Source organism: Asanoa ferruginea (genome assembly GCF_003387075.1).
Classification (GTDB): domain Bacteria; phylum Actinomycetota; class Actinomycetes; order Mycobacteriales; family Micromonosporaceae; genus Asanoa; species Asanoa ferruginea.
Genome location: NZ_QUMQ01000001.1, coordinates 6,950,160 through 6,971,095 on the forward strand (window position 1 = coordinate 6,950,160; position 20,936 = coordinate 6,971,095).

21 protein-coding genes are annotated in these 20,936 nt (G+C 71.1%); 11 read left to right on the plus strand and 10 right to left on the minus strand.

Going from position 1 to position 20,936, the window contains the following annotated elements:
• Window positions 1-53 precede the first annotated feature (53 nt).
• Both DFJ67_RS32430 and DFJ67_RS32435 read right to left on the minus strand, forming a co-directional pair.
• A complete protein-coding gene (locus DFJ67_RS32430; protein WP_147315684.1) occupies window positions 54-2,273 on the minus strand; it encodes an SEL1-like repeat protein in 2,220 nt (739 codons plus the stop codon).
• Window positions 2,274-2,334: 61 nt separating this feature from the next.
• Window positions 2,335-4,146: a CocE/NonD family hydrolase gene (locus tag DFJ67_RS32435; RefSeq protein ID WP_116072060.1), complete on the minus strand. Its 1,812-nt coding sequence runs from the start codon at window positions 4,144-4,146 to the stop codon at window positions 2,335-2,337.
• A 511-nt stretch (window positions 4,147-4,657) separates the two neighbouring features.
• Between DFJ67_RS32435 and DFJ67_RS32445 the strand changes: the two genes are divergently transcribed.
• From DFJ67_RS32445 to DFJ67_RS32455, 4 genes are all read left to right on the plus strand, one after another.
• Entirely contained in the window at window positions 4,658-5,260 is a 603-nt protein-coding gene (locus DFJ67_RS32445) for a hypothetical protein (protein WP_116072065.1), read from the plus strand.
• Window positions 5,261-5,282: 22 nt separating this feature from the next.
• On the plus strand, window positions 5,283-6,275 hold the full coding sequence (locus DFJ67_RS32450) for a hypothetical protein (protein WP_147315685.1): 993 nt from the start codon (window positions 5,283-5,285) through the stop codon (window positions 6,273-6,275).
• Window positions 6,276-6,382: 107 nt separating this feature from the next.
• Entirely contained in the window at window positions 6,383-6,847 is a 465-nt protein-coding gene (locus DFJ67_RS42390) for a DUF6883 domain-containing protein (RefSeq protein ID WP_147315686.1), read from the plus strand.
• A complete protein-coding gene (locus DFJ67_RS32455) occupies window positions 6,844-7,044 on the plus strand; it encodes a DUF4926 domain-containing protein (RefSeq protein ID WP_116072069.1) in 201 nt (66 codons plus the stop codon). The genes DFJ67_RS42390 and DFJ67_RS32455 overlap by 4 nt, the downstream gene beginning before the upstream one ends.
• A gap of 3 nt (window positions 7,045-7,047) precedes the next feature.
• On the opposite strand, the gene DFJ67_RS32460 is transcribed toward DFJ67_RS32455, so the two are convergent.
• A complete protein-coding gene (locus tag DFJ67_RS32460) occupies window positions 7,048-7,641 on the minus strand; it encodes a TetR/AcrR family transcriptional regulator (RefSeq protein ID WP_239097111.1) in 594 nt (197 codons plus the stop codon).
• A gap of 256 nt (window positions 7,642-7,897) precedes the next feature.
• Between DFJ67_RS32460 and DFJ67_RS32465 the strand changes: the two genes are divergently transcribed.
• A complete protein-coding gene (locus tag DFJ67_RS32465; RefSeq protein ID WP_239097112.1) occupies window positions 7,898-8,338 on the plus strand; it encodes a universal stress protein in 441 nt (146 codons plus the stop codon).
• A 21-nt stretch (window positions 8,339-8,359) separates the two neighbouring features.
• On the opposite strand, the gene DFJ67_RS32470 is transcribed toward DFJ67_RS32465, so the two are convergent.
• Window positions 8,360-8,740, minus strand: coding sequence for a winged helix-turn-helix transcriptional regulator (locus tag DFJ67_RS32470; RefSeq protein ID WP_116072073.1), 381 nt, complete (start codon window positions 8,738-8,740; stop codon window positions 8,360-8,362).
• Between the two features lie 93 nt (window positions 8,741-8,833).
• Between DFJ67_RS32470 and DFJ67_RS32475 the strand changes: the two genes are divergently transcribed.
• Entirely contained in the window at window positions 8,834-9,703 is an 870-nt protein-coding gene (locus DFJ67_RS32475) for an NAD(P)H-binding protein (protein ID WP_116072075.1), read from the plus strand.
• Here DFJ67_RS32475 and DFJ67_RS44465 read toward each other — a convergent pair.
• Complete coding sequence (locus DFJ67_RS44465; RefSeq protein ID WP_280525919.1) at window positions 9,700-10,977, minus strand: glycoside hydrolase family 38 C-terminal domain-containing protein; 1,278 nt, start codon at window positions 10,975-10,977, stop codon at window positions 9,700-9,702. The two genes, DFJ67_RS32475 and DFJ67_RS44465, sit on opposite strands and share 4 nt — an antisense overlap.
• A gap of 25 nt (window positions 10,978-11,002) precedes the next feature.
• A complete protein-coding gene (locus tag DFJ67_RS44470; RefSeq protein WP_280525920.1) occupies window positions 11,003-12,664 on the minus strand; it encodes a glycoside hydrolase family 38 N-terminal domain-containing protein in 1,662 nt (553 codons plus the stop codon).
• A gap of 63 nt (window positions 12,665-12,727) precedes the next feature.
• On the opposite strand from DFJ67_RS44470, the gene DFJ67_RS32485 reads away from it, so the two are divergent.
• From DFJ67_RS32485 to DFJ67_RS32495, 3 genes are all read left to right on the plus strand, one after another.
• Window positions 12,728-12,928, plus strand: coding sequence for a hypothetical protein (locus tag DFJ67_RS32485; protein WP_116072077.1), 201 nt, complete (start codon window positions 12,728-12,730; stop codon window positions 12,926-12,928).
• 96 nt (window positions 12,929-13,024) lie between these two features.
• A complete protein-coding gene (locus DFJ67_RS32490) occupies window positions 13,025-14,656 on the plus strand; it encodes an MDR family MFS transporter (RefSeq protein ID WP_116072080.1) in 1,632 nt (543 codons plus the stop codon).
• A 112-nt stretch (window positions 14,657-14,768) separates the two neighbouring features.
• Entirely contained in the window at window positions 14,769-15,329 is a 561-nt protein-coding gene (locus DFJ67_RS32495) for a DJ-1/PfpI family protein (protein ID WP_116072082.1), read from the plus strand.
• Window positions 15,330-15,331: 2 nt separating this feature from the next.
• Here the strand turns inward: DFJ67_RS32495 and DFJ67_RS32500 are convergent, their stop codons facing one another.
• Both DFJ67_RS32500 and DFJ67_RS32505 read right to left on the minus strand, forming a co-directional pair.
• A complete protein-coding gene (locus tag DFJ67_RS32500) occupies window positions 15,332-16,837 on the minus strand; it encodes a flotillin family protein (protein ID WP_116072084.1) in 1,506 nt (501 codons plus the stop codon).
• 11 nt (window positions 16,838-16,848) lie between these two features.
• Entirely contained in the window at window positions 16,849-17,358 is a 510-nt protein-coding gene (locus tag DFJ67_RS32505) for an NfeD C-terminal domain-containing protein (RefSeq protein ID WP_116072086.1), read from the minus strand.
• A gap of 138 nt (window positions 17,359-17,496) precedes the next feature.
• Between DFJ67_RS32505 and DFJ67_RS32510 the strand changes: the two genes are divergently transcribed.
• Both DFJ67_RS32510 and DFJ67_RS32515 read left to right on the plus strand, forming a co-directional pair.
• Window positions 17,497-17,907 carry a YciI family protein gene (locus DFJ67_RS32510; protein ID WP_116072088.1) on the plus strand — a complete coding sequence of 137 codons (411 nt, stop codon included), beginning with the start codon at window positions 17,497-17,499 and terminating at the stop codon, window positions 17,905-17,907.
• A gap of 21 nt (window positions 17,908-17,928) precedes the next feature.
• Window positions 17,929-19,089, plus strand: a complete 1,161-nt coding sequence (locus DFJ67_RS32515) for an RNA polymerase sigma factor (RefSeq protein WP_203783483.1) — start codon at window positions 17,929-17,931, stop codon at window positions 19,087-19,089.
• Between the two features lie 3 nt (window positions 19,090-19,092).
• Here DFJ67_RS32515 and DFJ67_RS32520 read toward each other — a convergent pair whose 3' ends face one another.
• Window positions 19,093-20,295: an MFS transporter gene (locus tag DFJ67_RS32520; protein WP_116072092.1), complete on the minus strand. Its 1,203-nt coding sequence runs from the start codon at window positions 20,293-20,295 to the stop codon at window positions 19,093-19,095.
• A 15-nt stretch (window positions 20,296-20,310) separates the two neighbouring features.
• Entirely contained in the window at window positions 20,311-20,931 is a 621-nt protein-coding gene (locus DFJ67_RS32525; protein ID WP_116072094.1) for an L-threonylcarbamoyladenylate synthase, read from the minus strand.
• Window positions 20,932-20,936 lie beyond the last annotated feature (5 nt).

The following is a 20,936-nucleotide window of genomic DNA, read 5'->3' on the forward strand; positions in this document are numbered from 1 at the left end:
TCCCCTGTCTCATCCTGAGACAGGGGACAAGGTTTGTCGAGGACGCGGTGCCCTCACGAGCCGTCGCCCGCGGGGAAATGAGTCGCCAAGATCCTGGCGGCGTCCCGCGCGCCCGACGATTTCGCGTGGAGAAACCATTCCCGGGATTCGTCGATCCGGCCCGCGGCCAAGAACAACGCGCCCAGCAGCATCATGGCGGGAGCATGTTGCGTGTCCGCCGCGCGCCGCAGCCACGCCTCGGCCTCGGCGAGGTCGCCGTCCTCGGCGAAACGCCTCCCGAGCGCGGTCATGGCGGTGGGCTCGCCGCGTCGGGCGGCTTCTTGCAGCAGCTCCTCGGCCTCCTCGGTGGCACCCCGGTGGGCAAGCAGGCCGTGCAACACCATCATCCCCATCACGTCGCCGGCCTCGGCCGCGCCGCGCGCCACCCGCTCGGCGCGAGCCAGCTCGCCGCGCTCGGCATAGATGGTCGCGAGCAGGGCCTGCGCGTCTGCCCGTCCCGCATCGGCCGCCCGGCGCAACCGAGGCTCGGCCTGGCTCGGATCCTGCTGTAACAGCGCGAGGGTCGTGAGGGCGGCGGAATGGCCGGCATCCACGGCGCGCTGCGCCCATTGATCTGCTTCCTCGACCGCGCCGCGCTCGGCAAGCAGCAGGGCGAGCCGCACCATGGCCTGCGGGTGGCCCGCGTCGGCGGCCTTCCGCAACCAACGCTCCGCCTCGGCGTCGTTGCCGGCACGCCGCAACAGCAGGCCCAGGACGCTCATGGATCCGACGTCACCCGCGGTCGCGCCCTGCCTCATCCAGCGCTCGGCCTCGGTCGTGTCGCCGCGGAGCAGGAACAGATAGCCCAGCGGTCCCAGCGCCGGGGTGCAGCCACCCTCCACCGCGCGCCGCAGCCATTCCTCGGCCTCGTCGGGCCGGCGGAGTTGGACGAGCAGCATTCCCAGGAGGAGCATCGCCCATTCGTTGCCATGGTGGGCGGCACGGAGCCACACCCGCTCGCTGACCTCGTACACCTGCTCCTGGGATGCCGCGAGTCCGATGGTGACCAGGTGGTGGTCGTCGCCGACGTCGGACAACGCCGCCCAGACCGGCGCCCGCACCCGCTGCGCGCCCACCGGCCCGGCACCGGCAGCGGTCCGGTCCAACAGATAGTCCGACGCCAGGTATCGCCGGCCGGCCAGCGGAATCAGGCAGGAACTCGCACCCATCATCGGCTGGGAGGCCCACTCCAACGCGGCGTCGAGACTGGGCAGGTCGCCCCGATTCCGCCACGGCGCCGGAAGGTAGTGGCGGTGCAGGACGTCGAGAACGGCGAAGGGCACTGGCGCGGCGTAACCGGCCCGCCGGCAGTCGACTGCGGCGCTGATCACCGCTTGGCCGCTTGCGAACAGCGCACCCTCCCCGACGGACCAGCGCTGCAACAGTGCCGGCGCCGCGGCCAGACTCTCGCCGAACCCGCCCTCGCCGTCGAGCGCGCCGCGGACCCGGTCATCGAGGGTCGACCGCGCCCGGCCGCGTTCCGCGTCGGTGAGCTGCGCCGACACCGCGATCATGCGACGAGGGTCGAGCTGCGTCAACAGTCTCGCGCCCGCATCCGTGACCTCGGGAGCGCCCTCGTCGCGGATCCAGGCCGCGTGTTGGAGCTTGGCGAGTTCGGCATCGCGAATCGTGGCGATCACGACGACATCGGCCGGTGCGCAGAGGTGCTCCAGCAGCGCCGTGTCCAGTCCGCCGGGGCCGAGGAAACGCTCGAGGTCATCGAGCCACACGACGGCATTCGCGGTGCCAGCCAGCTTGAGCAGTGCGGCCGGCCCGTCGGGGCGAAACAGCCGACGCCCTTGGCACATCCGACGAATCGCCTCGGTCGCGCTGCGGGTCTTGCCTGCTGCCGCCGGCCCACGGAGGCAGACGAAGCCGCCGTCCGCGACCATCCACCGCAGACTCTCGTCGAAGTCGCGCTCGACGTAGGTCGGCATTGTCGGCGCGGTGTCCGGTCCGCCAGGGACGGCGGGTTTGACGCCCATTGCCAACGGGTCCAATGTCGTCGACACCGTCAGCTCGGGCGGTGCCTTTCTTGACGGCTGTTGCACCACCCGGGCCGCGGCCGTCGCCAGCAATGTCGCGAGCGCGAGCGTGATCGTCCACGCCAGCAGAGGGTGGTCGTCGACCCACGCCTCAAGGTCATGGGACAACACGTTCGTCAGGAGCGGCAGGATCAAGATCGTGATCAAAGACGTCGCGAGGGCGCCGATCACCTGCCGCCGGTGTCGCAAGCCGTCTCCCTTTGTGCGGGGTCTGCCCGGCCCGTGGCTGGGGCCGGGCAGACCACTGCTCTTATGGTCGCCCGCGGACGGCGAGCGGGAAGGTGCCCTCGCCGACGTCGGTCAGCGTGCGGGTGAACTGTCGCAGGTAGGTGTCGAGGAACGGCGACCGGTCGCCCTGGGTGGGCACGTCATACCGGGGGTTCTGGAGTTCCAGACCCAGCTTGGCCCGGCTGACCTGGATCGTGTTGCCGCTGGGGGTGTCGCGCCAGCTTCCGCTGCCGATCGTGCCGAGCTGAACGCCGAGTTGGTGGCCCAGCTCGAAGGTCCAGTCGGTCGACTTCAGGTCGAACGTCACCCGGCCGGCGCGTTCGATCAGCGCGACGTTCTCGTCGAACATCACCGCGGTGCCGTCCGGCGCGACATCCCAGAGCCGCACCATGACGTTGCCGGTCGCGCTGGCGTTCAGCGTGATGTCGGGGGTGGCGGTGATCCGCACCCGGGACGTGGTCGGTGTGGACCAGGTGAAGTAGCTGTGCGTGTCGGCCGCCGCCTGCATCGGCGCTCGGTTGCTGGCGGCGAGCGGGCTGGGATCGGTGTAGTGCTCCATGTCCCACTGCTGGTCAGCGTCGGCGTTCGCGGCGAGCGCCGAGGCGATGCCGTCGTCGACGTACTGGCCGTTCAGCAGGTCGGCCGTGGTGCGCGACGAGGCCGAGGTCGGCCAGGACGACTGCGCGCGCCACCCGCCGGTGTTGTCCTCGATGGCGAAGGCGGGATCCTGCACCGAGGGCTTGGCGCCCTTCAGGTAGTGGTCGTAGAGGCGCATGACCTCGTCGAAGAAACCGGCGCGGCCCTGGAGCAACTGCCCGGCCCCGTTGGTCTCGTTGCCGCGGACGTGCTCCCACTGTCCCATCCAACCCCGCTCGAAGCCGCGGTGGTTGTCGAGGTATTCCTCGGCGTCCTCGGGCTTGGTGTTGTTCTCGATGAAGCCCTGGGTGATGAACAACGGAGTGCTCGTGCCCTTGGCCTTCGCGGCGAGGTTGCGCGCCCGCCAGTAGGGCGAGTCGAGGTCAGGGTTGTTGTTGTTCGTCAGGTTGTCGGCGAGACACTCGGGGTGGCTCACCTCGTAGTCGGCATTCGCCTTGTAACGGTCGCTGTCGTCGGACAGCCCGGCCATCGTGGCGATCCCGTTGTAGGCGTTGGGCGTGCCGGTCACATTGGGCCGGGGGACACCGTTGCTGAACAGGTAGTTGTACATGTTCCACACCGGTTCCTGCGCCACGACGGCCTTCAGCGCGGGGAGGCGCAGGTTGTTACCGACAAGACCGGTCACCGCGTCGTACGACTTCCCGTACATGCCGACCTTGCCCGTCGACCACGGCTGCTTCGCGACCCACTGGATCGCGGCCTTCACATCGGCCTGCTCGCCGGGCCCCACCCAGTCGAGGCAGCCGGTGCTCCCGCCGAAGCCGCGCAGGTCGACCATCACGTAGGTGTAGCCGCGGGCGAAGAGGTTGGTGCCGCTGGTGAAGTCTTCGAACCGGTTGGACGGCCCGGTCTGGGCCCACCCTTCCGGCCCGGTCTGACCGGCGTGCCCGAAGTAAGGCCCGACGGCGAGGATGACCGGCGTTATGGCGCGTTGCGGCAGGTTGGCGGGACGCAGAACGTCGGCGTGCAACTCGACGCCACTGTGGTCGGCGGACGGGAAGTAGTGCTCCGTCCACACGGCACCTTCGGGTACGCGCGGGTTCTCCTCGTGGGTGATCCCGTCGTGGACCGGCGTCGACGATGGAGTGGCGGCGGTGGCCGGCCCACTTACGGCGAGCGTCGCAATCGTGATCAGGGCACCGGCGGCAGCGGCTGTTATCCGCCTGCGTACGTTCATCTGACCTCCCAGCGATAGAGCAGTATCTCTGCGAGAGTCGACGCTAGCCCTTCAGCGTCCGGTTTGACCGCCCGAGTGAGATTGTTTTGTCACCATTGACAGCCGCCGATCATCGGTGTCTCGAACGCTCAGCGCACTGGGGCCGGGCCGTCCTGCTCGGCGCGGTGGATCAGCCGCTCGAGCCGGGCGCGTGCCGCTGGCCCGAGGTTGTCCGTCGGGTCGGTGTTGAGCTTCAGGGCGTGTAGGCGGGTCCAGGCGGCGGGATAGGCCTTCTCGAAGGCGGCGATCTCCGCTTTCGGTCGCGTCCTCGGTGAAGAAGCCCCAACGTCCGGCTTCGACCGTGTTGCGCACCTGGCGACAGAGCTTGGCGCGTGCACCTGGTCCTTCGACATGGCGAAGATTAGGGGCACGCGGCCGGCAGGGCAGTAGTCGATTTCGATCCGGCCTTGTGCTCGCGAGACGGCGGTGAATACGCTGCCGGTCCTTTGATCGTTACCGGAAGGTTGTGCCCGTGACCACCAGTTCTGATGCCCGACCGCCGCGGTCGGTGGTCCTCGCGTCGCTGCTGCTCGCTGGCACCGCCGTCTTCGGTGCGATCGACGTCATCGCGACCTGGGTGGCCGCCGGTCAGGTCAACGACGCCGCGCCGGGCTTCCTGCAGGCGATGTCGGCGCTGGCGGTCGACGACGCGCCCGACTGGGTGGACCGGGTCCAGGGTGCGCTGAACTACAGCGTCGCGGTGGCGGCCGGTGCCATCGTGGTTTTCGCCGTGCTCGCCCTTGTGGTGCGGCGCCGGACGCAAGCGGCGCGGGTGGCGGTCTGGGGTGCGGCGCTGCTTGCCGTGTTCCTCTTCGGGGTCGGGCTCGCCAACAGCCCGGAGAACTTCAGCCCGCCGGACGGTTCCCGTGAGGTGATCGAGCAGGCCTGGTCGGTGCTGCTGCCGGGCTGGTACGCGAACACACGCAGCCTCCTGATCACCGGCGAGTTGCTCACCGTGGTGGTGGCCTCGCTGGCACTGATGCGCACGTCCGCCGGCGAGTTCTACCGCCGCCAGGTGGCCGAGCCCGGCCTCGGCGCCTTCCTGGTCGAGCGGCAGGGCCAGCAGACCGACTGATCGACCGAGCACAATGGACCCCGTGAGCGACGTCATCAGCTTCGGCTCGGACGGACCCCGACGGCCGCCGCGGTGGCTGATCGCGATCACGCTGTGCGCCGTCGTCGTCGCGGTGGTCGCCTTCGTCGCGTTCCGCGGCCGTTTAGCGCAGCAGGCGGCACCCCCGCCGGCCCCGACCAGCGCACCGACCACCGACGCGGTCGACCTGACGCCGCCGTCAGGTCCGCCGTGCGTTCCCGTCGGCCGGGGGCAGCAGCCGGCACCCACCACGGAGGTGGCTGGACTCAGGCTGGCCGACACCGGCTCCGCCTCCGTCAGCTGCGACCGCGCCGCCCTCGACGGGCCGTGGACGGTGGTCGTTCGCCGGCCGAACGGCTCACTCGGCCGGCACGGCGCGGTGGTCACGTTCCCGGTGGATCCGCCTGCTCCTGGTCGGCCCGTCATGGTCGGCGGCGTGCGGGCAGTCGCCGCGGCGCGGCTGGTCACCTGGCCGGTGGCCGGCGCGCACGCCCAGGTGCGTGGGGATTTGAGCCAAGCCGACCTGATCGCGATCGCCGCGGCCACCAAGGTGGTCGACGACCGCCCGACCGTGTCGCCACCGGCCGGGTTGCGGGTGGTGGCCAGCGGACCATACCGACCGCCGAGCATCCACGAACTGCGCTACGGCGGCGAGTCGGTGGGGGAGGGCGCGATCTTCGGCGGCGGGCTCGTCTACACCGGAGTGACCAGTGGGGGTGGCTTCGAGGACCGGCTCTTCGCCGCCCCGGACGTCGTCGACGTCGGACCGGTCGACGGCTTTCCCGCCGTGGTGTCGACGGTGGCCGGCGGCAACGCCACGCTGGCCTGGGAGCCGCAACCGGGGGTGGTCGTCTACGTCGGCTACAGCGGGCCGGAACTCAGCGACACCACCATCGCCGCACTGCGCCGCCTCGCGACCCGCAGCCAGCTCCTGGACAACGCCGCCTGGCAGGCGACCGCACCACAGACCATCGACCAGCAAAACGACCCGAGCTGAGTTCACCACGTTCTGCCGCTTCCTGGCGCACTCCGAGTCTGCTCCCGCGCTGAATGACTGCGAAGAATTCCAGGAACGGCGCGGCGGAGGGTCGGCGGAGTTCTGGCATGGCTGGTCGGCGGGGTGGTCAGGGCGGGCGGTTGATCCGCGCCGCGCTGCGCTACCTGAGGAAGGCCGAGAAGCGTGCGGGACATCATTCGCGGGCCACCGCGCCGCCGCGATCAGCCAGAGTTCCGGGCGCTCCGCCCGAAACGGTCCGGAAGTTCAGCGACTACATCTTCAAACCTGGCGCGACGCATGGGAAGGACAAGGTATTCCGGTCCTACGGCTACGACCGTGAGCACAGCGAGCAGTTGGCCACGGAGTTCACTCGACAAGGCAACGCCCGCTACGCGGCGGGCGAGTTCACGCTGGGCCGCGCGGATCAGCATGGACAACGGATTACCATTCCCGTCGACCTCGTCGGACGCGGCGACGCCGCCGGGCGCTCGACGACCGTCAAGACTGGTTGGATGATTCGGCCGGATGGATCTATCACGCTCAACACACCGTTTACGGGGTTCGCACGATGACCGAGATCCAGCTCTACGACCGGGTGCGCGTCGTCACGTCGCGATTCGTGGGTGACGGAGTCATGGCCGGCATGCACGGCTACGTCGTCGAGAAGTATGCCGACGGGGAGTTCGAGGTCGAGGTCTCCGATCCGGCCACCGGTGAGACGATCGCGCTGTTAACCGTGCGGCCTGGAGATGTCGAGCGCGACGCCTGACCCTCAGTCGAAGCGTTCGCCCATCGCGGCCAGCATGCGGTCGATCTCGTCGGTCAGCGTGGCTTCGCCGCGGCGTTCGAGCCAGACGTCGGCGCCCAGGCGGACGCTCGCCGTGAACGCAGCGGCCAGCAGGCGGGCGCGCATCGCGTCGCCAACCCGGCGGGTGAGTTCTTCGGCGATGTCGTGCTCGAACTCGGCATGGCGGGCCAGCTGCTGGCCGATCAGTGACGGGTGGCGGCGGATCAGGCGGCTCTGGGCCACCCATTCCGGATCCGGCTCACCCTCCTCGTCGAACAGCGCGCGGGTGCTGGCGCGGATCGCCGACCAGGCCGGCTCGCCGGCCGGGCGGGCGCGCAGCGCCTGGAGGATGCGGTCCAGGCGTTCGCGTTCGCCGTGGAGGAGGGCGTCCTCCTTGTTGGCGAAGTAGTTGCTGAACGTCCGGCGCGACACCTCGGCCGCGTCGACGATCGCCTCGACCGTTACTTCGGGCAGGCCTCGCTCGATCGCCAACTCCATCGCCGCGCGATGGAGAGCGTCGGCGGTCGCCGCCTTCTTACGCTCGCGAAGGGTCTGCGCCTCCGCCGTCGCCGTCTCCACGCTTAGGACGATATCGCGCCCTCCGAAGCATTGCTCAATGGGCAACTTTGCGCATCGAGAAATCTGATGGCAAGCTGAACGCGCGTTGCGCTCACATCCGTGCGTCGGTGGCGGCCCGGCGGGTTGGCGACAAGGATGGGACGCGGAGCGCCGACACCTCGCAGGCCTCTGGTGACCCGAAAGGATCAGGCGCGAAATGGGCACCTCGGTGGCGCGGCATCCGGATGAGGAACATTACGGTCCGGCCGTACGCGCAATGAAGTTCGAGCGTGGCACCGACGGCCCGCGCGTGGTCATGGTCGGTGTCGACGGCACCGACACCTCGCTGCGCGCGGCCGCGTCGGCGTTCGGGGTCGCCCGGCGCCAGGGCTGCGGGCTGACCATGGTCTTCGTGGCCGCGCCGGGGCTGCTGGCCTCGCTCGCGCCGCAGGTCGGCTACGCACAGCAGGAGGCGTTCGACGAGATCGCCGCCGAGTTGCGGGCCGAGGCGCACCGCGCGGCCGAGGAATACGGCGTGCCGATCACCCTGGTCACCCGGCGCGGCGACGCGTTCTCGGAGTTGTGCGCCGTGGCCGACCAGATCAAGGCCGATTTCGTCTTCGTCGGCGCCTCCGCGCAGGCCGGGCACAAGTTCGTCGGCTCGATCGCCACCCGCCTGGTCCGCCTCGGCCACTGGCCCGTCGTGGTCGTTCCCTAGAAAGTCCGCGCCGGGCCAGGCCTAGCCCAAACGAGCCCGGTCGTAGGCCTCGCGGGCCACGAAAACGTCGTCGACCTTGGCCTCGACCCACCGGGTCAACGCCCACACCTGCTCGGCCACGTCGCGGCCCATCGGGGTCAGGGAGTAGTCGACCCGCGGCGGGATGACCGGCTTGGCGTCGCGGTTGACGAAGCCGTCGCGTTCCAGCGTCTGCAACGTCTGGGCGAGCATCTTCTCGCTCACCCCGCCCACCTCGCGGCGCAGCTCGCTGAACCGGTGCGACCGGTCGAGCAGCGCCGCCAGGACCAGCACGCCCCAGCGGCTGGTGACGTGCTCCAGCATGACCCGCGACGGGCAGTCGCTGCGGTTGACGTTGGGCGCCGGGAGTTCACTTACGGCCATGTCAGTACCTTACTTCAAGGTGGGTACTTACGGCGAGAGGGGTACGCGACGTAGCGTTAGCATCGACCATCCACTCGGACAAAAGGAACAAGCATGAGCATCGTCATCACCGGCGCCAATGGGCAGCTCGGTCGCCTGGTCATCGGGGACCTGATCGCGCGCGGTGTGCCGGCGGAGGGGATCATCGCGGTCGTCCGCAGCGCCGAGAAGGGCGCCGACCTGGCCGGCCAAGGGGTGCGGCTACACCTGGCCGACTATGACCGGCCCGACAGCTTCGCCGGGGCGTTCGCCGCCGGTGACCGGGTGCTGCTCATCTCGGGCAGCGAGCCGGGCCGGCGCGGGCCGCAGCACAAGGCCGTGATCGACGCCGCGGCGGCCGCCGGGGTGGCCCAGTTCGCCTACACCGGCATCTTCGGTGGCCCGGACGCCTGGTTCCACCTCGCCGACGACCACCGCGAGACCGAAGACCTGATCCTCGCCTCGGGCCTGCCCTACACGTTCCTGCGCAACAACTGGTATTCGGAGATGTACACCGGCGACGTCGCCGGGATCGTGGCCCGCGGCGCGATCGCCAATGCCGTCGCGCCGGAGAGTCGCGTCGCCACCGCGCCCCGGCGGGACTTCGCCGCTGCGGCCGCCGCCGTGCTCACGGGCGAGGGACACCTCAACACGGCGTACGAGCTCGGCGGCGACAACGCGTGGACCTTCGGCGAGTTCGCCGCTGAGGTGAGCCGGCAAAGTGGCAAGCCCGTCGCCCACGTCACCGTCGCCCCGGCCGAGCTCAAGGCGATCCTCGTCGGTGCCGGGCTGCCCGATGGGTTCGCCGACGTTCTCGTCGAGGTCGACGACGCGATCGACAAGGGCGCCCTGGCCGGCACGCCGGGCGACCTGTCCCGGTTGATCGGCCGCCCGACGACCCCGATCGCCGACACGATCGCCGAGGACCTGGCGAAGCTGAGCTAGCGGCGCCGCAGCCGGATGGTCGCGATCTGGAACGGGCGCAACCGCAGGGTCAACCCTGAGCCCAACGCGTCCGGTTCCAGGTCGCGCTCCAGCAGGTCGGTTTCGACAGCGCCGGTTACGTCGAAGTCCGCAGAGATCGTCGCGGTCGCCCGGCCGCCGAGCGCCTCGTAGACCCGCAACACCACGTCACCACTGCGGTCGTCGGCCAGCTTGACCGCCTCGACCACCACGGCGTCCGCGGGCGTCGACTCCACCCGCAGCAGGGGAGCCAGGGCCGAGCCCGGCACAGTCCGCAACGGCAGATTGATCTCATACCCGGCCCGGACGGCAGCCGCCACCGAGGCGCCCGGCACCAGCGCGTACCGCATGGCATGCACGCCCTGGTCCGTCTCCGGATCCGGGAAGCGCGGCGCCCGCAGCAGCGACAGCCGCACCACGCTGGCCGTGCCGCCGCCGGGCCGGGCCACCCGGCGCACGTCGTGCCCGTAGGTCGAGTCGTTGACCAGCGCCACCCCGTAGTCCGGCTCGGCGACCCGCACCCATCGGTGCGCGCACACCTCGAACCGGGCCGCGTCCCAGGAGGTGTTCTCGTGCGTGGCCCGGGTCAGGTGCCCGTATTGCGTCTCGAACGCGGCGTGATCGGTGTGCACGTCGATCGGGAAGGCCACCTTGAGGAACTTCTCCCGCTCGTGCCAGTCGACCTCGACCCGGAAGTCGACCCGCCGCGCGCCGGCCGCCAGCGTGATCTCCTGAGTGACGGTGGACGCGCCGAACGCCCGCGACACCCGCACCGTGTCGTCGGAGACGGCCAGGGCGGTTACGCCGTCCACATCGGTCACCAGGTCGCGGTAGAACGGGTCGACGTCCCAGGCGTCCCAGCGGTTGGGCTCGTCGCGGTGGAGCTGCAACAGGTTGGCCGGCCCGGCCAGCACCTCGCGCCCGGCGGCCAGGTCGACCACCGAGACCACCACCCCGCGCCCGTCGAGGACGACCCGCAGCAGACCGTTGTCGAGCACCCAGCCACCGTCGTGCGTCTCGGCCCGCGTCGACCCTTCGGCGGGCACGGGGCGGCCGCCACCGAGGGCCGGGACGCCGTCGCGCGCGAAGGGCGAGGCGTTGAGCACGGTGTTGTCACCGCTACCGAAGAACGAGACGGAGCCGTGGATCAAACCTTCCAATTCACCAGCGATCCGGGCGTACGTTTCGCGCGCCTCGCGATGCACCCACGCGATCGACGACCCTGGCAGGATGTCGTGGAACTGGTGCAACAGCACGGTTTTCCAGAGCCGGTCGAGCGTCTCATAAGGATAGTCGGCTCCGTGCCGGACGGTCCGCGGTCGTGCACCACAGCTCCGCCTCGCGCAGCAGGTGCTCGGCCCGCCGGTTGCCCTGCTTCGTCGCGGCCTGCGAGGTGTAGGTGGCCCGGTGCAGCTCCAGGTAGAGCTCGCCCACCCAGACCGGCGCGCGCGAACCGTATTCGGCCTCGGCCCCGGCGAAGAACGCGGCCGGCGACTCGACCGCGACGCGCGGGGAACCCTCCAGGTCGCGCAGCCGTCGGGCCCGGGCGAGCATCTCGCGGGTCGGTCCGCCGCCGCCGTCGCCGTGGCCGAACGGGAGCAGCGAGCGGGTCGCCTCGCCGTGGTCGCGGAAGTTGCGCACCGCGTGGGCCAGTTCGGCGCCGGTCAGCTCGCCGTTGTAGGTGTCGGCCGGCGGGAAGTGGGTGAACACCCGGGTGCCGTCGATGCCCTCCCACCAGAACGTGTGGTGTGGGAGCTTGTTGGTCTGGTTCCACGAGATCTTCTGGGTGAGAAACCAGCGGGTGCCGCTGAGCTTGACGATCTGCGGCAGCGCGGCGGAATACCCGAACGAGTCGGGCAACCAGGCCTCGCGGGTCTCGATGCCGAAGCGGTCGAGGAAAAACCGCTTCCCGTGGGTGAACTGGCGCGCCATCGCCTCCCCGCCCGGCAGGTTGGTGTCGGACTCGACCCACATCCCGCCGACCGGCACGAACCGACCGGCCCGCACGTGCTCGGCGACCCGGGCGAACACCTCGGGCCGGTGTTCCTCGAGCCAGGCGAACTGCTGTGCGGAGGACATGGCGTACACCAGGTCGGGATGGGTGTCGAGAAGGTCGACGACGTTGGCCGCGGTACGCGCGACCTTGCGCACCGTCTCCCGCTGCGGCCAGAGCCACGCGGTGTCGATGTGCGCGTGGCCGACGGCGCTGATCCGGTGCGCGCTGGCGTCGGCCGGGCGGGCGAGCACCCCGGCCAGCTCGGCGCGGGCGGCCGCGGCGGTGCCGGACAGGTCGGCCGGGTCGAGCGCGTCCATCGCCCGCGACAGCGCGCGCAGGATCTGGTGGCGGCGCGGCTCACCGGCCTGTAGCTCGGCGAGGACCGAAAGGTCGTGCACCAGGTCGGCCAGGGTCTCGTCGCGCACCGTGATGTCGGCGCGGACCAGCCGGTAGAGCGGCGCGTCGCCGGCGGTCGCCAGGTCGCCGAGGTGGGTCGGCCGGAACCCGTCGAGCACCGTCGGGTTGGCGGCGGCCTCGACGAACAGGTCCACCGTGGACCCCGATACCGGCACCCAGTCGTTGCGCGGGTGAAGTCCCTTGTGGACCGATCCGTCGGGCCGGTAGGCGAGCCCCTCGGCCTGGAAACCGGGCGACGCGGAGTTCCAGCCCAGGTCGACGACCACCTCGACGCGGGCGCCGGCCGGCACCGCGGGCACCGTGCCGGTCAGGTGGAACCAGGTGGTGCTCCACGGCGGCCCCCACGCCTCGCCGACCGGAAAGCGCTCGAACGCCTGGGACGCGAGCGCGACGGCGGGCGGCACCGGTTCGCCGGGTACGTGCCAGGCGGCCACGTCGAGGCCCGCGACCACGCGGTGCACCGCCGGCCGGAGCCGCTCCGCCAGGAGCCGGGAAAGACGATCTTCGACAACGGTCCGGTCGTCATGCACGCCCTGACCCTATCGACCTCCGTACCCCCGGATGATTTGCCTTATTTGCGGGAAAAGTCAGGCGTGCAGGTCTGGAACACGCCGCCGGGCCGGCAGGGCATGCGGTGGCGGATCGAGGTGCGCGACACCGGCGCGGTGAGTGTCTTCCGGCGCACCGGGGTCCGGCTCGCGCACGCGCCCCTGCGGCACCCGCGTGACCTCTGGGAACTGGGCGAGTGGCTGGTCGACCGGGAGATCGACCCGGAGCAGCTGACCAGCAACTGATCGACGTGACTCGTTTCTCAGTGGGAAAACTTGCCCAAAGCGCAAGATTGAGAGGATGCTGAGGGAGATCGACGACGTTCCGGAGGATCTCCCGAAATGAGTGCCACCACCACGACCGCGCGGCCGACCGGCCAACCGGGCCAGATGAGCCACCGGCAGACCCTGGAGGCCCTCAGCGGGCTGCTCCTGGTGCTGTTTGTCGCGCTGGTCAGCAGCACGGTCGTGTCGACCGCCCTGCCCCGCATCATCGGTGAGCTCAACGGCTCGCAGACCCAGTACACGTGGGTGGTCACCGCGACCCTGCTCACGGCGACGGCGACCACGCCGATCTGGGGCAAGCTGGCCGACCTGTTCAACAAGAAACAGCTCATCCAGATCTCCATCGTGATCTTCGTGCTCGGCTCGGCGATCGCCGGGCTCAGCCAGAACGCGGGCCAGCTCATCGCCGCCCGCGCCTTCCAGGGCATCGGCGTCGGCGGCCTCCAGGCGCTGGTCCAGGTCGCGATCGCGGCGATGATCCCGCCGCGCGAGCGCGGCCGCTACAACGGCTATCTCGGCGGCGTGATGGCGCTGGCCACGGTCGGCGGCCCGCTGCTCGGCGGCCTGATCGTCGACACCTCGTGGCTCGGCTGGCGCTGGTGCTTCTTCGTCGGCGTGCCGATCGCGATCATCGCGCTGGTGCTGCTCCAGGCCACGCTGCGGCTGCCGACGATCCGGCGCGACAACGTGAAGATCGACTATCTGGGCGCGACCCTGATCGCCGCCGGCGTCAGCGTGCTGCTGATCTGGATCTCCTTTGTCGACGGCACGTTCCCGTGGATCTCGTGGCAGACGTTCGCGATGGTCGGCGCCGCGGTCGTGCTGCTGGTGCTCGCGGTGCTGGTCGAGAAGCGGGCGGCCGAGCCGGTCGTGCCGCTGGGCATCGTCACCCAGCGGACCACCGCACTGTCCATCATCGGCAGTCTCGCGGTCGGCATGGCCATGTTCGGCGGCGCGGTCTTCCTCGGCCAGTATTTCCAGATCGGCCGCGGCTACTCACCGACCCACGCCGGCCTGCTCACCATCCCGATGATGGCCGGCGTGCTGCTCTCCTCGATCATCGCCGGCCGGTTGATCTCCCGGTCCGGGCGGATCAAGCCCTACATCGTGACCGGCGCGATCGTCCTGGTCGCCGGCTTCGTCATGCTCGGCACCATCGACCACACCACCTCACTGGTGTTCGTCGGCGCCGGCATGCTGCTGGTCGGCATCGGCGTCGGCATGACCATGCAGAACCTGGTGCTCGCGGTGCAGAACACGGTGGCGCTCAAGGACATCGGCGCGGCCAGCTCCTCGGTGGCGTTCTTCCGGTCGCTCGGCGGCGCGATGGGCGTCTCGATCCTCGGCGCCGTGCTGGCCCACCGGGTGACCAGCCAGATCACCCACGACCTGGCGGCCGCGGGCGTGCCGGCCGACCCGAGCTCGTCAGGCACGAGCGCGCTCAACCTCGAGGCGCTGCCCGACGCGTTCCAGCACATCGTGCGGGCCGCCTACGGCGACGCGACCGGCCACATCTTCCTGATCTCGGCCGCGATCGCGGTGGTCGGCGTCGTCGCCGCGATCCTGCTCCGCCCGGTCACCCTGCGCACCAGCCTCGACCTGGCCGACACCGAGCAGTCGATCACGACAGCGGCCGCAGCGATCGACGGCGTCGCCGAGCCGGAGCCCCCGGTCACCCGCCGCCGCTGACCAGGATCGGGCCCCTCGTTGCCGGGAAGCTGACGAGGGGCCCGCTCTTGACCCCACCGCGGGCCGGGATGACGATCGGGGTGCGGGGCTTCGAATCCGTTGGAGGTTGACCATGACCAGAGTGCTCATCATTACTGGGGATGCGGCCGAGGATCTTGAGGTGATGTACCCCTACCAGCGGCTGCTGGAGGAGGGCTACGAGGTGGACATGGCCGCGCCGGCGGCCAAGAAGCTCCAGTTCGTGGTGCACGACTTCGTCGACGGCTTCGACACCTACACCGAGAAGGCCGGGCACACCTGGGCGGCCGACGTGGCGTTCGCCGATGTCGACCCGTCGGCCTACGCGGCGCTGGTGGTGCCGGGCGGCCGGGCGCCGGAATATATCCGGACCGACGAAGACTGCCTGCGGATCGTGCGGCACTTCGCCGAGGCCGGCAAGCCGATCGCGGCGCTGTGCCACGGCCCGCTGGTGCTCGCCGCGGCCGGGGTGCTCGAGGGCCGTTCGACCAGCGCCTACCCGGCCTGCGCACCCGACGTGAAGGCGGCCGGCGCCACCTGGGTCGACAGCGAGGCACACATCGACGGCGCGATCGTCTCCGGGCGCGCGTGGCCCGACCACCCGGCCTGGATGCGCGAGTTCCTCAAGGTGCTGCGCGTGGCGGCGCCGGCCTGACCTCACTTCTTCTTGACGGCCGGCGGCTGGTCGCCGTTGCCGGCCTCGATCACGTTGCCCAGGCGGGCGAGCAGGCTCGGCAGGTCGACGCCGGTCAGGTCGGATCCGAGTTGCAGGCCCTGTGCGACATTGCCGGCCACCGACTTGGCGAGCGACGACGCGCCGTCGGTGGAGATCACCGTCATCTTGTCGATCGCGCTCATCGGCCGGCTCGCCGCCTCGACGACCTGGGGCAGCATCCGCACGAGCAGGTCGAGCACGGCGGCCTCGCCGTAGGTGGCGAACGCGTCGGCCTTGCGCGCCATCGCCTCGGCCTCCGCGTTGCCCTTGGCCAGGATCGCCGCGGCCTCCGCCGAACCCTCGCGCTCGATCGCGTCGGCGATGGCCGTGCGCCGGCGCTGCTCGGCCTCGCCCTCCTTGGCGCCTTCGATCGCGTTGGCCTCGGCCAGCGCGGCCCGCCGGGCCCGCTCGCCCTCGCCGGTCAGCCGGGACTGCTCGGCCTCGGCCTGCGCGGCGGCGATGGTCGCCTGCCGGGCCGCGTCGGCCTTGAGGACCGTGGCGTTGCGGGCCGCCTCGGCCTCCTGCTCCACCTTGTAGCGGGCGGCGTCGGCGGGCTTGCGTACTTCCGTGTCGAGTTGCCGTTGCTTGAGTTCGGCGTTGCGCTCGGCGACCTTCTGCTGCTCGGCCAGGATCGCCTGGTCGCGCTCCGCCTGGGCGAGCGGGCCGGCCGCCGCCGTGCGGGCCTTGGCCGCGTCGACCTCGGCCTGGATGCTGGCCTGCTTGAGCGACAGGTTGCGCTGCGCCTCGGCGATCGCCTCCTCGGCCAGCAACCGCTCCTGCTCGGCGGCCTGCCGGGCGCGGGCCTCCGCGATCGCCGCCTCCTTGAGCACCCGCGCGGCCTCGGGCCGGCCGAGATCCTGGAGGTAGGAGCCCTCGGCCAGGATGTCCTGGAGTTGGAAGGTGTCGAGCACCAGGCCCTGGTTGGTCATCGAGTGCTCGGCCTCTTCGGCGACCGCCGACGCGAACGCGGCCCGGTCGCGGATGATCTCCTCGACGGTGAGCCGGCCGACGATCGACCGCAGCGAGCCGGCCAGCACCTCGCGGGTGAACTGCTCGATCTCGCCCTGCTGGCGCAGGAACCGCTGCGCGGCGGCGCGGACCGAGTCTTCTGTGCCGCCGACCTTGACGATCGCGACGCCCTGCAACGTGGCCCGGATGCCGAGCTTGGTCACCGCGCCGGTGATCTCGACGTGGATGCGCCGGCTCGACAGGTCGAGGGACTGGATCTTCTGCACGACCGGCACGACGAAGACGGAAGCGCCCATCACGACCTTCTGGCCGGACAGGTCGGTCTGCCGGCTGCCGTCGGACGAGACGGTCGCCCGCCCCTTGCGGCCGGTCACCACGAAAGCCTCGTTGGGCCCGGCCACCTTGATCCGGGAGAGCACGAACATGACCAGCAGGAGCACCAGCAGCGCGGCGCCGCCGAGCCCGATGAGCAGTGGCATCTGACAGCCCTTCAGGTGAGGGGATGGACCGCCTCGACGACGACGCTCGTCTCGCTCGCGGCCTCGATGACGAAGATTTCGGCGCCCGCCGGGAGCGGCCGGTCGGCTTTCGCGTACAGCTTGATGGGCTGTCCGCCGAGACGGATCCGCACTTCGCCGTACCCGGTGGGGGTGATCGGTGTGACGACAACGCCGACCGTGCCGATCAGGTCGGCACGGGTGGGCGTGGCGTCGGTGTGCATGTCGCGGGCCGCGCGGGACAGGCGGACGGCGAGGTAGGCGGTGGGTAGGGCGGCGAGCACCCCGACGGTGGCCGACACCGCGACCGCGCCACCCAACTCGTTGGTGATCGCGCCGGCGAAACCGAGCGCGCCGAGAAAGCCGGCCACCGCCTCGACCGAGAAGAAGTCGGGCAACCCCACGTGTCCGAAGTGGAGAATCTCGGCGCCGATCAGGGACAGGGCGAGGACCAGCGCACCCGCCCCACCGATGACCAGGAACACCACGGTGGCCGTGTTCATTTGACACCGCCCTCCCCACGTGCTGTATGCAGGGTAGCGACCACCCGCCACGCGGCGATGTCGAGAAAGTGGCACCGGCTCCGCTCCACAGGTGAGGCCACGAGAAAGCGGGGCCCATGACACCAGGAGAGATCAGAAATGCCGAAATACCTTCTCCTCAAGCACTACCGCGGCGGCCCGGCTCCGCACCGGCCGATCCCACCGATGGACCAGTGGGCGCCCGAAGACGTGGAGGCGCACATGGCCTTCCTGCGGCACGTCGGCGAACTGCTCGAGAAGAACGGCGAGTTCGTCGACGCGCAGGCGCTCACCCAGGAGCAGACCTTCGTGCGCTACGGCGGCCCCGACGCCGCGCCGGTGACCAGTGACGGGCCGCTGCCCGAGACCAGCGACCTGGTGGCGGGGTGGTACATGATCGACGTCGACTCCTACGAGCGCGCGGTCGAGCTCGCGGCCTACGTGTCGTCCGAGCCCGGCCCCGGCGGCGAGCCGATGTATGAGTGGATCGACATCCGCGAGGTCATGTCCGACGCACCCGCGAGCGACTGACCGCGCGTGCCGACCGAATCGTTGGACGAGGGCGCCCTGCGCGCCCTCGTCCCGCGGGTGCTCGCGGCCCTGGTCCGCCGGGGAGAGGACTTCGACGCCGCAGAGGACGCGCTGCAGGAGGCGCTGCTGGAGGCGCTGCGGGTGTGGCCCGAGCACCCGCCGCGCGACCCGCGCGCGTGGCTGGCGACGGTCGCGACCCGGCGGCTCGTCGACGCCCGCCGCAGCGAGGCCGCCCGGGCCCGCCGGGAGGAGGCGACCTTTGCCGAGCCGCGGCCGGTCGCCACCGAGGCCGGCGACGACACCCTCTTCCTGCTCTTCTGCTGCTGCCACCCCGAACTCGCGCCCGCCTCCCAGGTGGCGCTGACCCTGCGCGCGGTCGGCGGCCTGACCACGCGCGAGATCGCCGACGCGTTCTACGTGCCGGAGGCGACGATGGCGCAGCGGATCAGCCGCGCCAAGCGCACCGTGCGCGGCCGCAGCCTCGACCAGCCCGGTGACCTGGCCGTGGTGCTGCGGGTGCTCTACCTCGTCTACACGGCCGGCCACGCGGGCCGGGTCGACCTGGCCGCCGAGGCGATCCGGCTGGCCCGCCAACTCACCCTCGCCACCGACGAACCTGAGGCGCGCGGGCTGCTCGCGCTGATGCTGCTCAACCACGCCCGCCTGCCGGCCCGGCTCGACTCCGCCGGTCGCATCGTGACGCTCGACCGGCAGGACCGGAGCCGCTGGAACACCAGAGAGATCGCCGAGGGCGTACGCGTGCTGCAGTCAGCCCTTTCCACGCACCAGCGGGGCCGTTACCAGGTCGAGGCCGCGATCGCCGCCCTGCACGACGACGCCGCGAGCGCCGAGGAGACCGACTGGCCGCAGATCCTCGACTGGTACGACGACCTGGTCGCCCTCACCGACGACCCGGTGCGCAAGGACCCGGCCGCGGTGCTGGCCCGCGCGGTCGCGGTCGGCCACGTGCTGGGTGCGGCAGCGGGGCTGCGCGAGACCGACCGGCTGCGCGAGGTGCTCGGCGACCGCCACCGGTGGCATGCGGTCCGCGGCCACCTGTACGAGCTCGCCGGGGACCTGCCGGCCGCCGGCGCGGCCTACGCGGAGGCCGCCCATCGGGCCACCGACATCGCCGAGCGCGACCACCTGGTCCGGCAGGCCGCGCGAGCCCGGGCCGGCTGACCCTCAGGCGACCAGGGTTTCCTCGTCGGCCGGCGCGGATTCCAGCGGGCGGACGCTGGCGCTGATCAACGCGGCCACGCCGAGCAGCACCGCGACGACGATCAGCGCGCGGAGCACGGTGACGTGCCGGCCGAGGAACCCGATGGCGGGCGGCCCGGCGAGGAACGCGCAGTAGCCGATCGACGCGACGACGCTGACCCGGGCGGCGGCGTGGCGCGGGTCGTCGCCACCGGCGCTCATGCCGACCGGGAACCCGAGCGCGGTGCCCACGCCCCAGAGCAGCGTGCCGGCGAACGCGTAAGCCGGCGTCGGCCCGAACACGAACAGCGCGACGCCGGCGATCCCGACCAGCGACAGCAGGCGGACCACCGGAACCCGGCCGTAGCGGTCGAGCAGCCCGGGCCCGAACCAGCGGCCGACGGTCATCGCGGTGAGGAACGCCGCGAACGCCAGGGTGCCGGCGGCGGCCGGAACGCCGTGCCCGTCGATCGCCGCGATGCTGATCCAGTCGTTGCCCACCCCCTCGGCGAACGCGAAGGTGAGCACGAAGACGCCGATGAGCAGCGTGCGCGGTTCGCGCCAGGCGGCCCATGCGCTGCCGCGGGGCTGGTCATCCTGGGCGCCCGGCCCGGTCTGGTCCTGATCGGGCACAAATCGTCTGGCGTACGCGGGTACGAGCACCCCCACGACCACCGCGACGGTCGTCAGGTGGGCGGCGACCGGCACGTGCAGCGCGACCATCGCGGCGCCCACCAGAGCGCCGGTGACCGTGCCGAGGCTCCAGCCGGCGTGGAACCGCGACATGATCGACCGGCCGAGGTGGCGCTCGACAACCGTGCCCTGCACGTTCATGGCGACGTCCCAGGCGCCGTTGGCGAAGCCCAGCAGGAACAGGCCCACCACCACCGGCAGCACGCCGAACTGCGCGCCGGCGGCGGCGGTGGTCAGGCCGATCGCGAGCAGCAGCGCCATCGCCGTGACGGTGCGGGCCGAGCCGATCCGGGTGACGACGGGGCCCGACAGCGGCAACGCGAGCAGCGACCCGGCGGCGATCGCGAGCAGGACGAGGCCGAGGGCGGCGGAGTCGAGGTCGAGGCGGTCGCGCACCTGCGGGATCCGGGCCGCCCAACTCGCGAACGCGAAGCCCGAGCCGATGAACGCGGCATAGGTCGCCGCGGTCGCGGCCCGAACGGTGGTCGCGGTCATCGCTGAGATAGCCCTCTATTCGAAGCGGGACGGGTCGCCCGCGCCGCGGCGGAGGATGACTGGCTCGTCGTCGCTCCAGTCGATCACCGTGGTGGGGGTGGTGCCGCAGTCGCCCGAGTCGACGACGGCGTCGAGCGAGTGGTCGAGGCGTTCTTTGATCTCCCAGCCCTGGGTCATCGGCTCGTCGTCGCCCGGCAGCAGCAGTGAGCTCGACACCAGCGGCTCGCCGAGCGCCGCGAGCAGGGCCTGGGTCACGACGTGGTCGGGGATGCGCACGCCGACCGTGCGTTTCCGTGGGTGCTGCAACCGGCGCGGCACTTCCTTGGTCGCCGGCAGGATGAACGTGTAGCTGCCCGGCGTCGCGGCGCGCACGGCGCGGAAGCGGGTGTTGTTGATGTGCACGAACTGGCCGAGTTGGCTGAAGTCGCGGCAGACGAGGGTGAAATGGTGTGCGCTGTCGAGGTGCCGGATGCGGCGGATCCGGTCGATGCCCTCGACGTTGCCGAGCTTGCAGCCGAACGCGTAGAGCGAGTCGGTCGGATACGCGATCAGCCCGCCGCCGTCGAGCAGGTCGACCACCTGGCCGACCGCCCGCGGCGCCGGGTTCTCCGGGTGCATGTCGAAGTACCTCGCCACGGCGG

Excerpts from the sequence above, each read along its gene's own strand:
- DFJ67_RS32435 (WP_116072060.1), bottom strand. The coding sequence starts at position 4,146 with ATGAACGTACGCAGGCGGATAACAGCCGCTGCCGCCGGTGCCCTGATC.
- DFJ67_RS42390 (WP_147315686.1), top strand. The coding sequence starts at position 6,383 with ATGGCTGGTCGGCGGGGTGGTCAGGGCGGGCGGTTGATCCGCGCCGCG.
- DFJ67_RS32455 (WP_116072069.1), top strand. The coding sequence starts at position 6,844 with ATGACCGAGATCCAGCTCTACGACCGGGTGCGCGTCGTCACGTCGCGA.
- DFJ67_RS32465 (WP_239097112.1), top strand. The coding sequence starts at position 7,898 with ATGAAGTTCGAGCGTGGCACCGACGGCCCGCGCGTGGTCATGGTCGGT.
- DFJ67_RS32470 (WP_116072073.1), bottom strand. The coding sequence starts at position 8,740 with ATGGCCGTAAGTGAACTCCCGGCGCCCAACGTCAACCGCAGCGACTGC.
- DFJ67_RS32475 (WP_116072075.1), top strand. The coding sequence starts at position 8,834 with ATGAGCATCGTCATCACCGGCGCCAATGGGCAGCTCGGTCGCCTGGTC.
- DFJ67_RS32490 (WP_116072080.1), top strand. The coding sequence starts at position 13,025 with ATGAGTGCCACCACCACGACCGCGCGGCCGACCGGCCAACCGGGCCAG.
- DFJ67_RS32495 (WP_116072082.1), top strand. The coding sequence starts at position 14,769 with ATGACCAGAGTGCTCATCATTACTGGGGATGCGGCCGAGGATCTTGAG.
- DFJ67_RS32500 (WP_116072084.1), bottom strand. The coding sequence starts at position 16,837 with ATGCCACTGCTCATCGGGCTCGGCGGCGCCGCGCTGCTGGTGCTCCTG.
- DFJ67_RS32505 (WP_116072086.1), bottom strand. The coding sequence starts at position 17,358 with ATGAACACGGCCACCGTGGTGTTCCTGGTCATCGGTGGGGCGGGTGCG.
- DFJ67_RS32510 (WP_116072088.1), top strand. The coding sequence starts at position 17,497 with ATGCCGAAATACCTTCTCCTCAAGCACTACCGCGGCGGCCCGGCTCCG.
- DFJ67_RS32520 (WP_116072092.1), bottom strand. The coding sequence starts at position 20,295 with ATGACCGCGACCACCGTTCGGGCCGCGACCGCGGCGACCTATGCCGCG.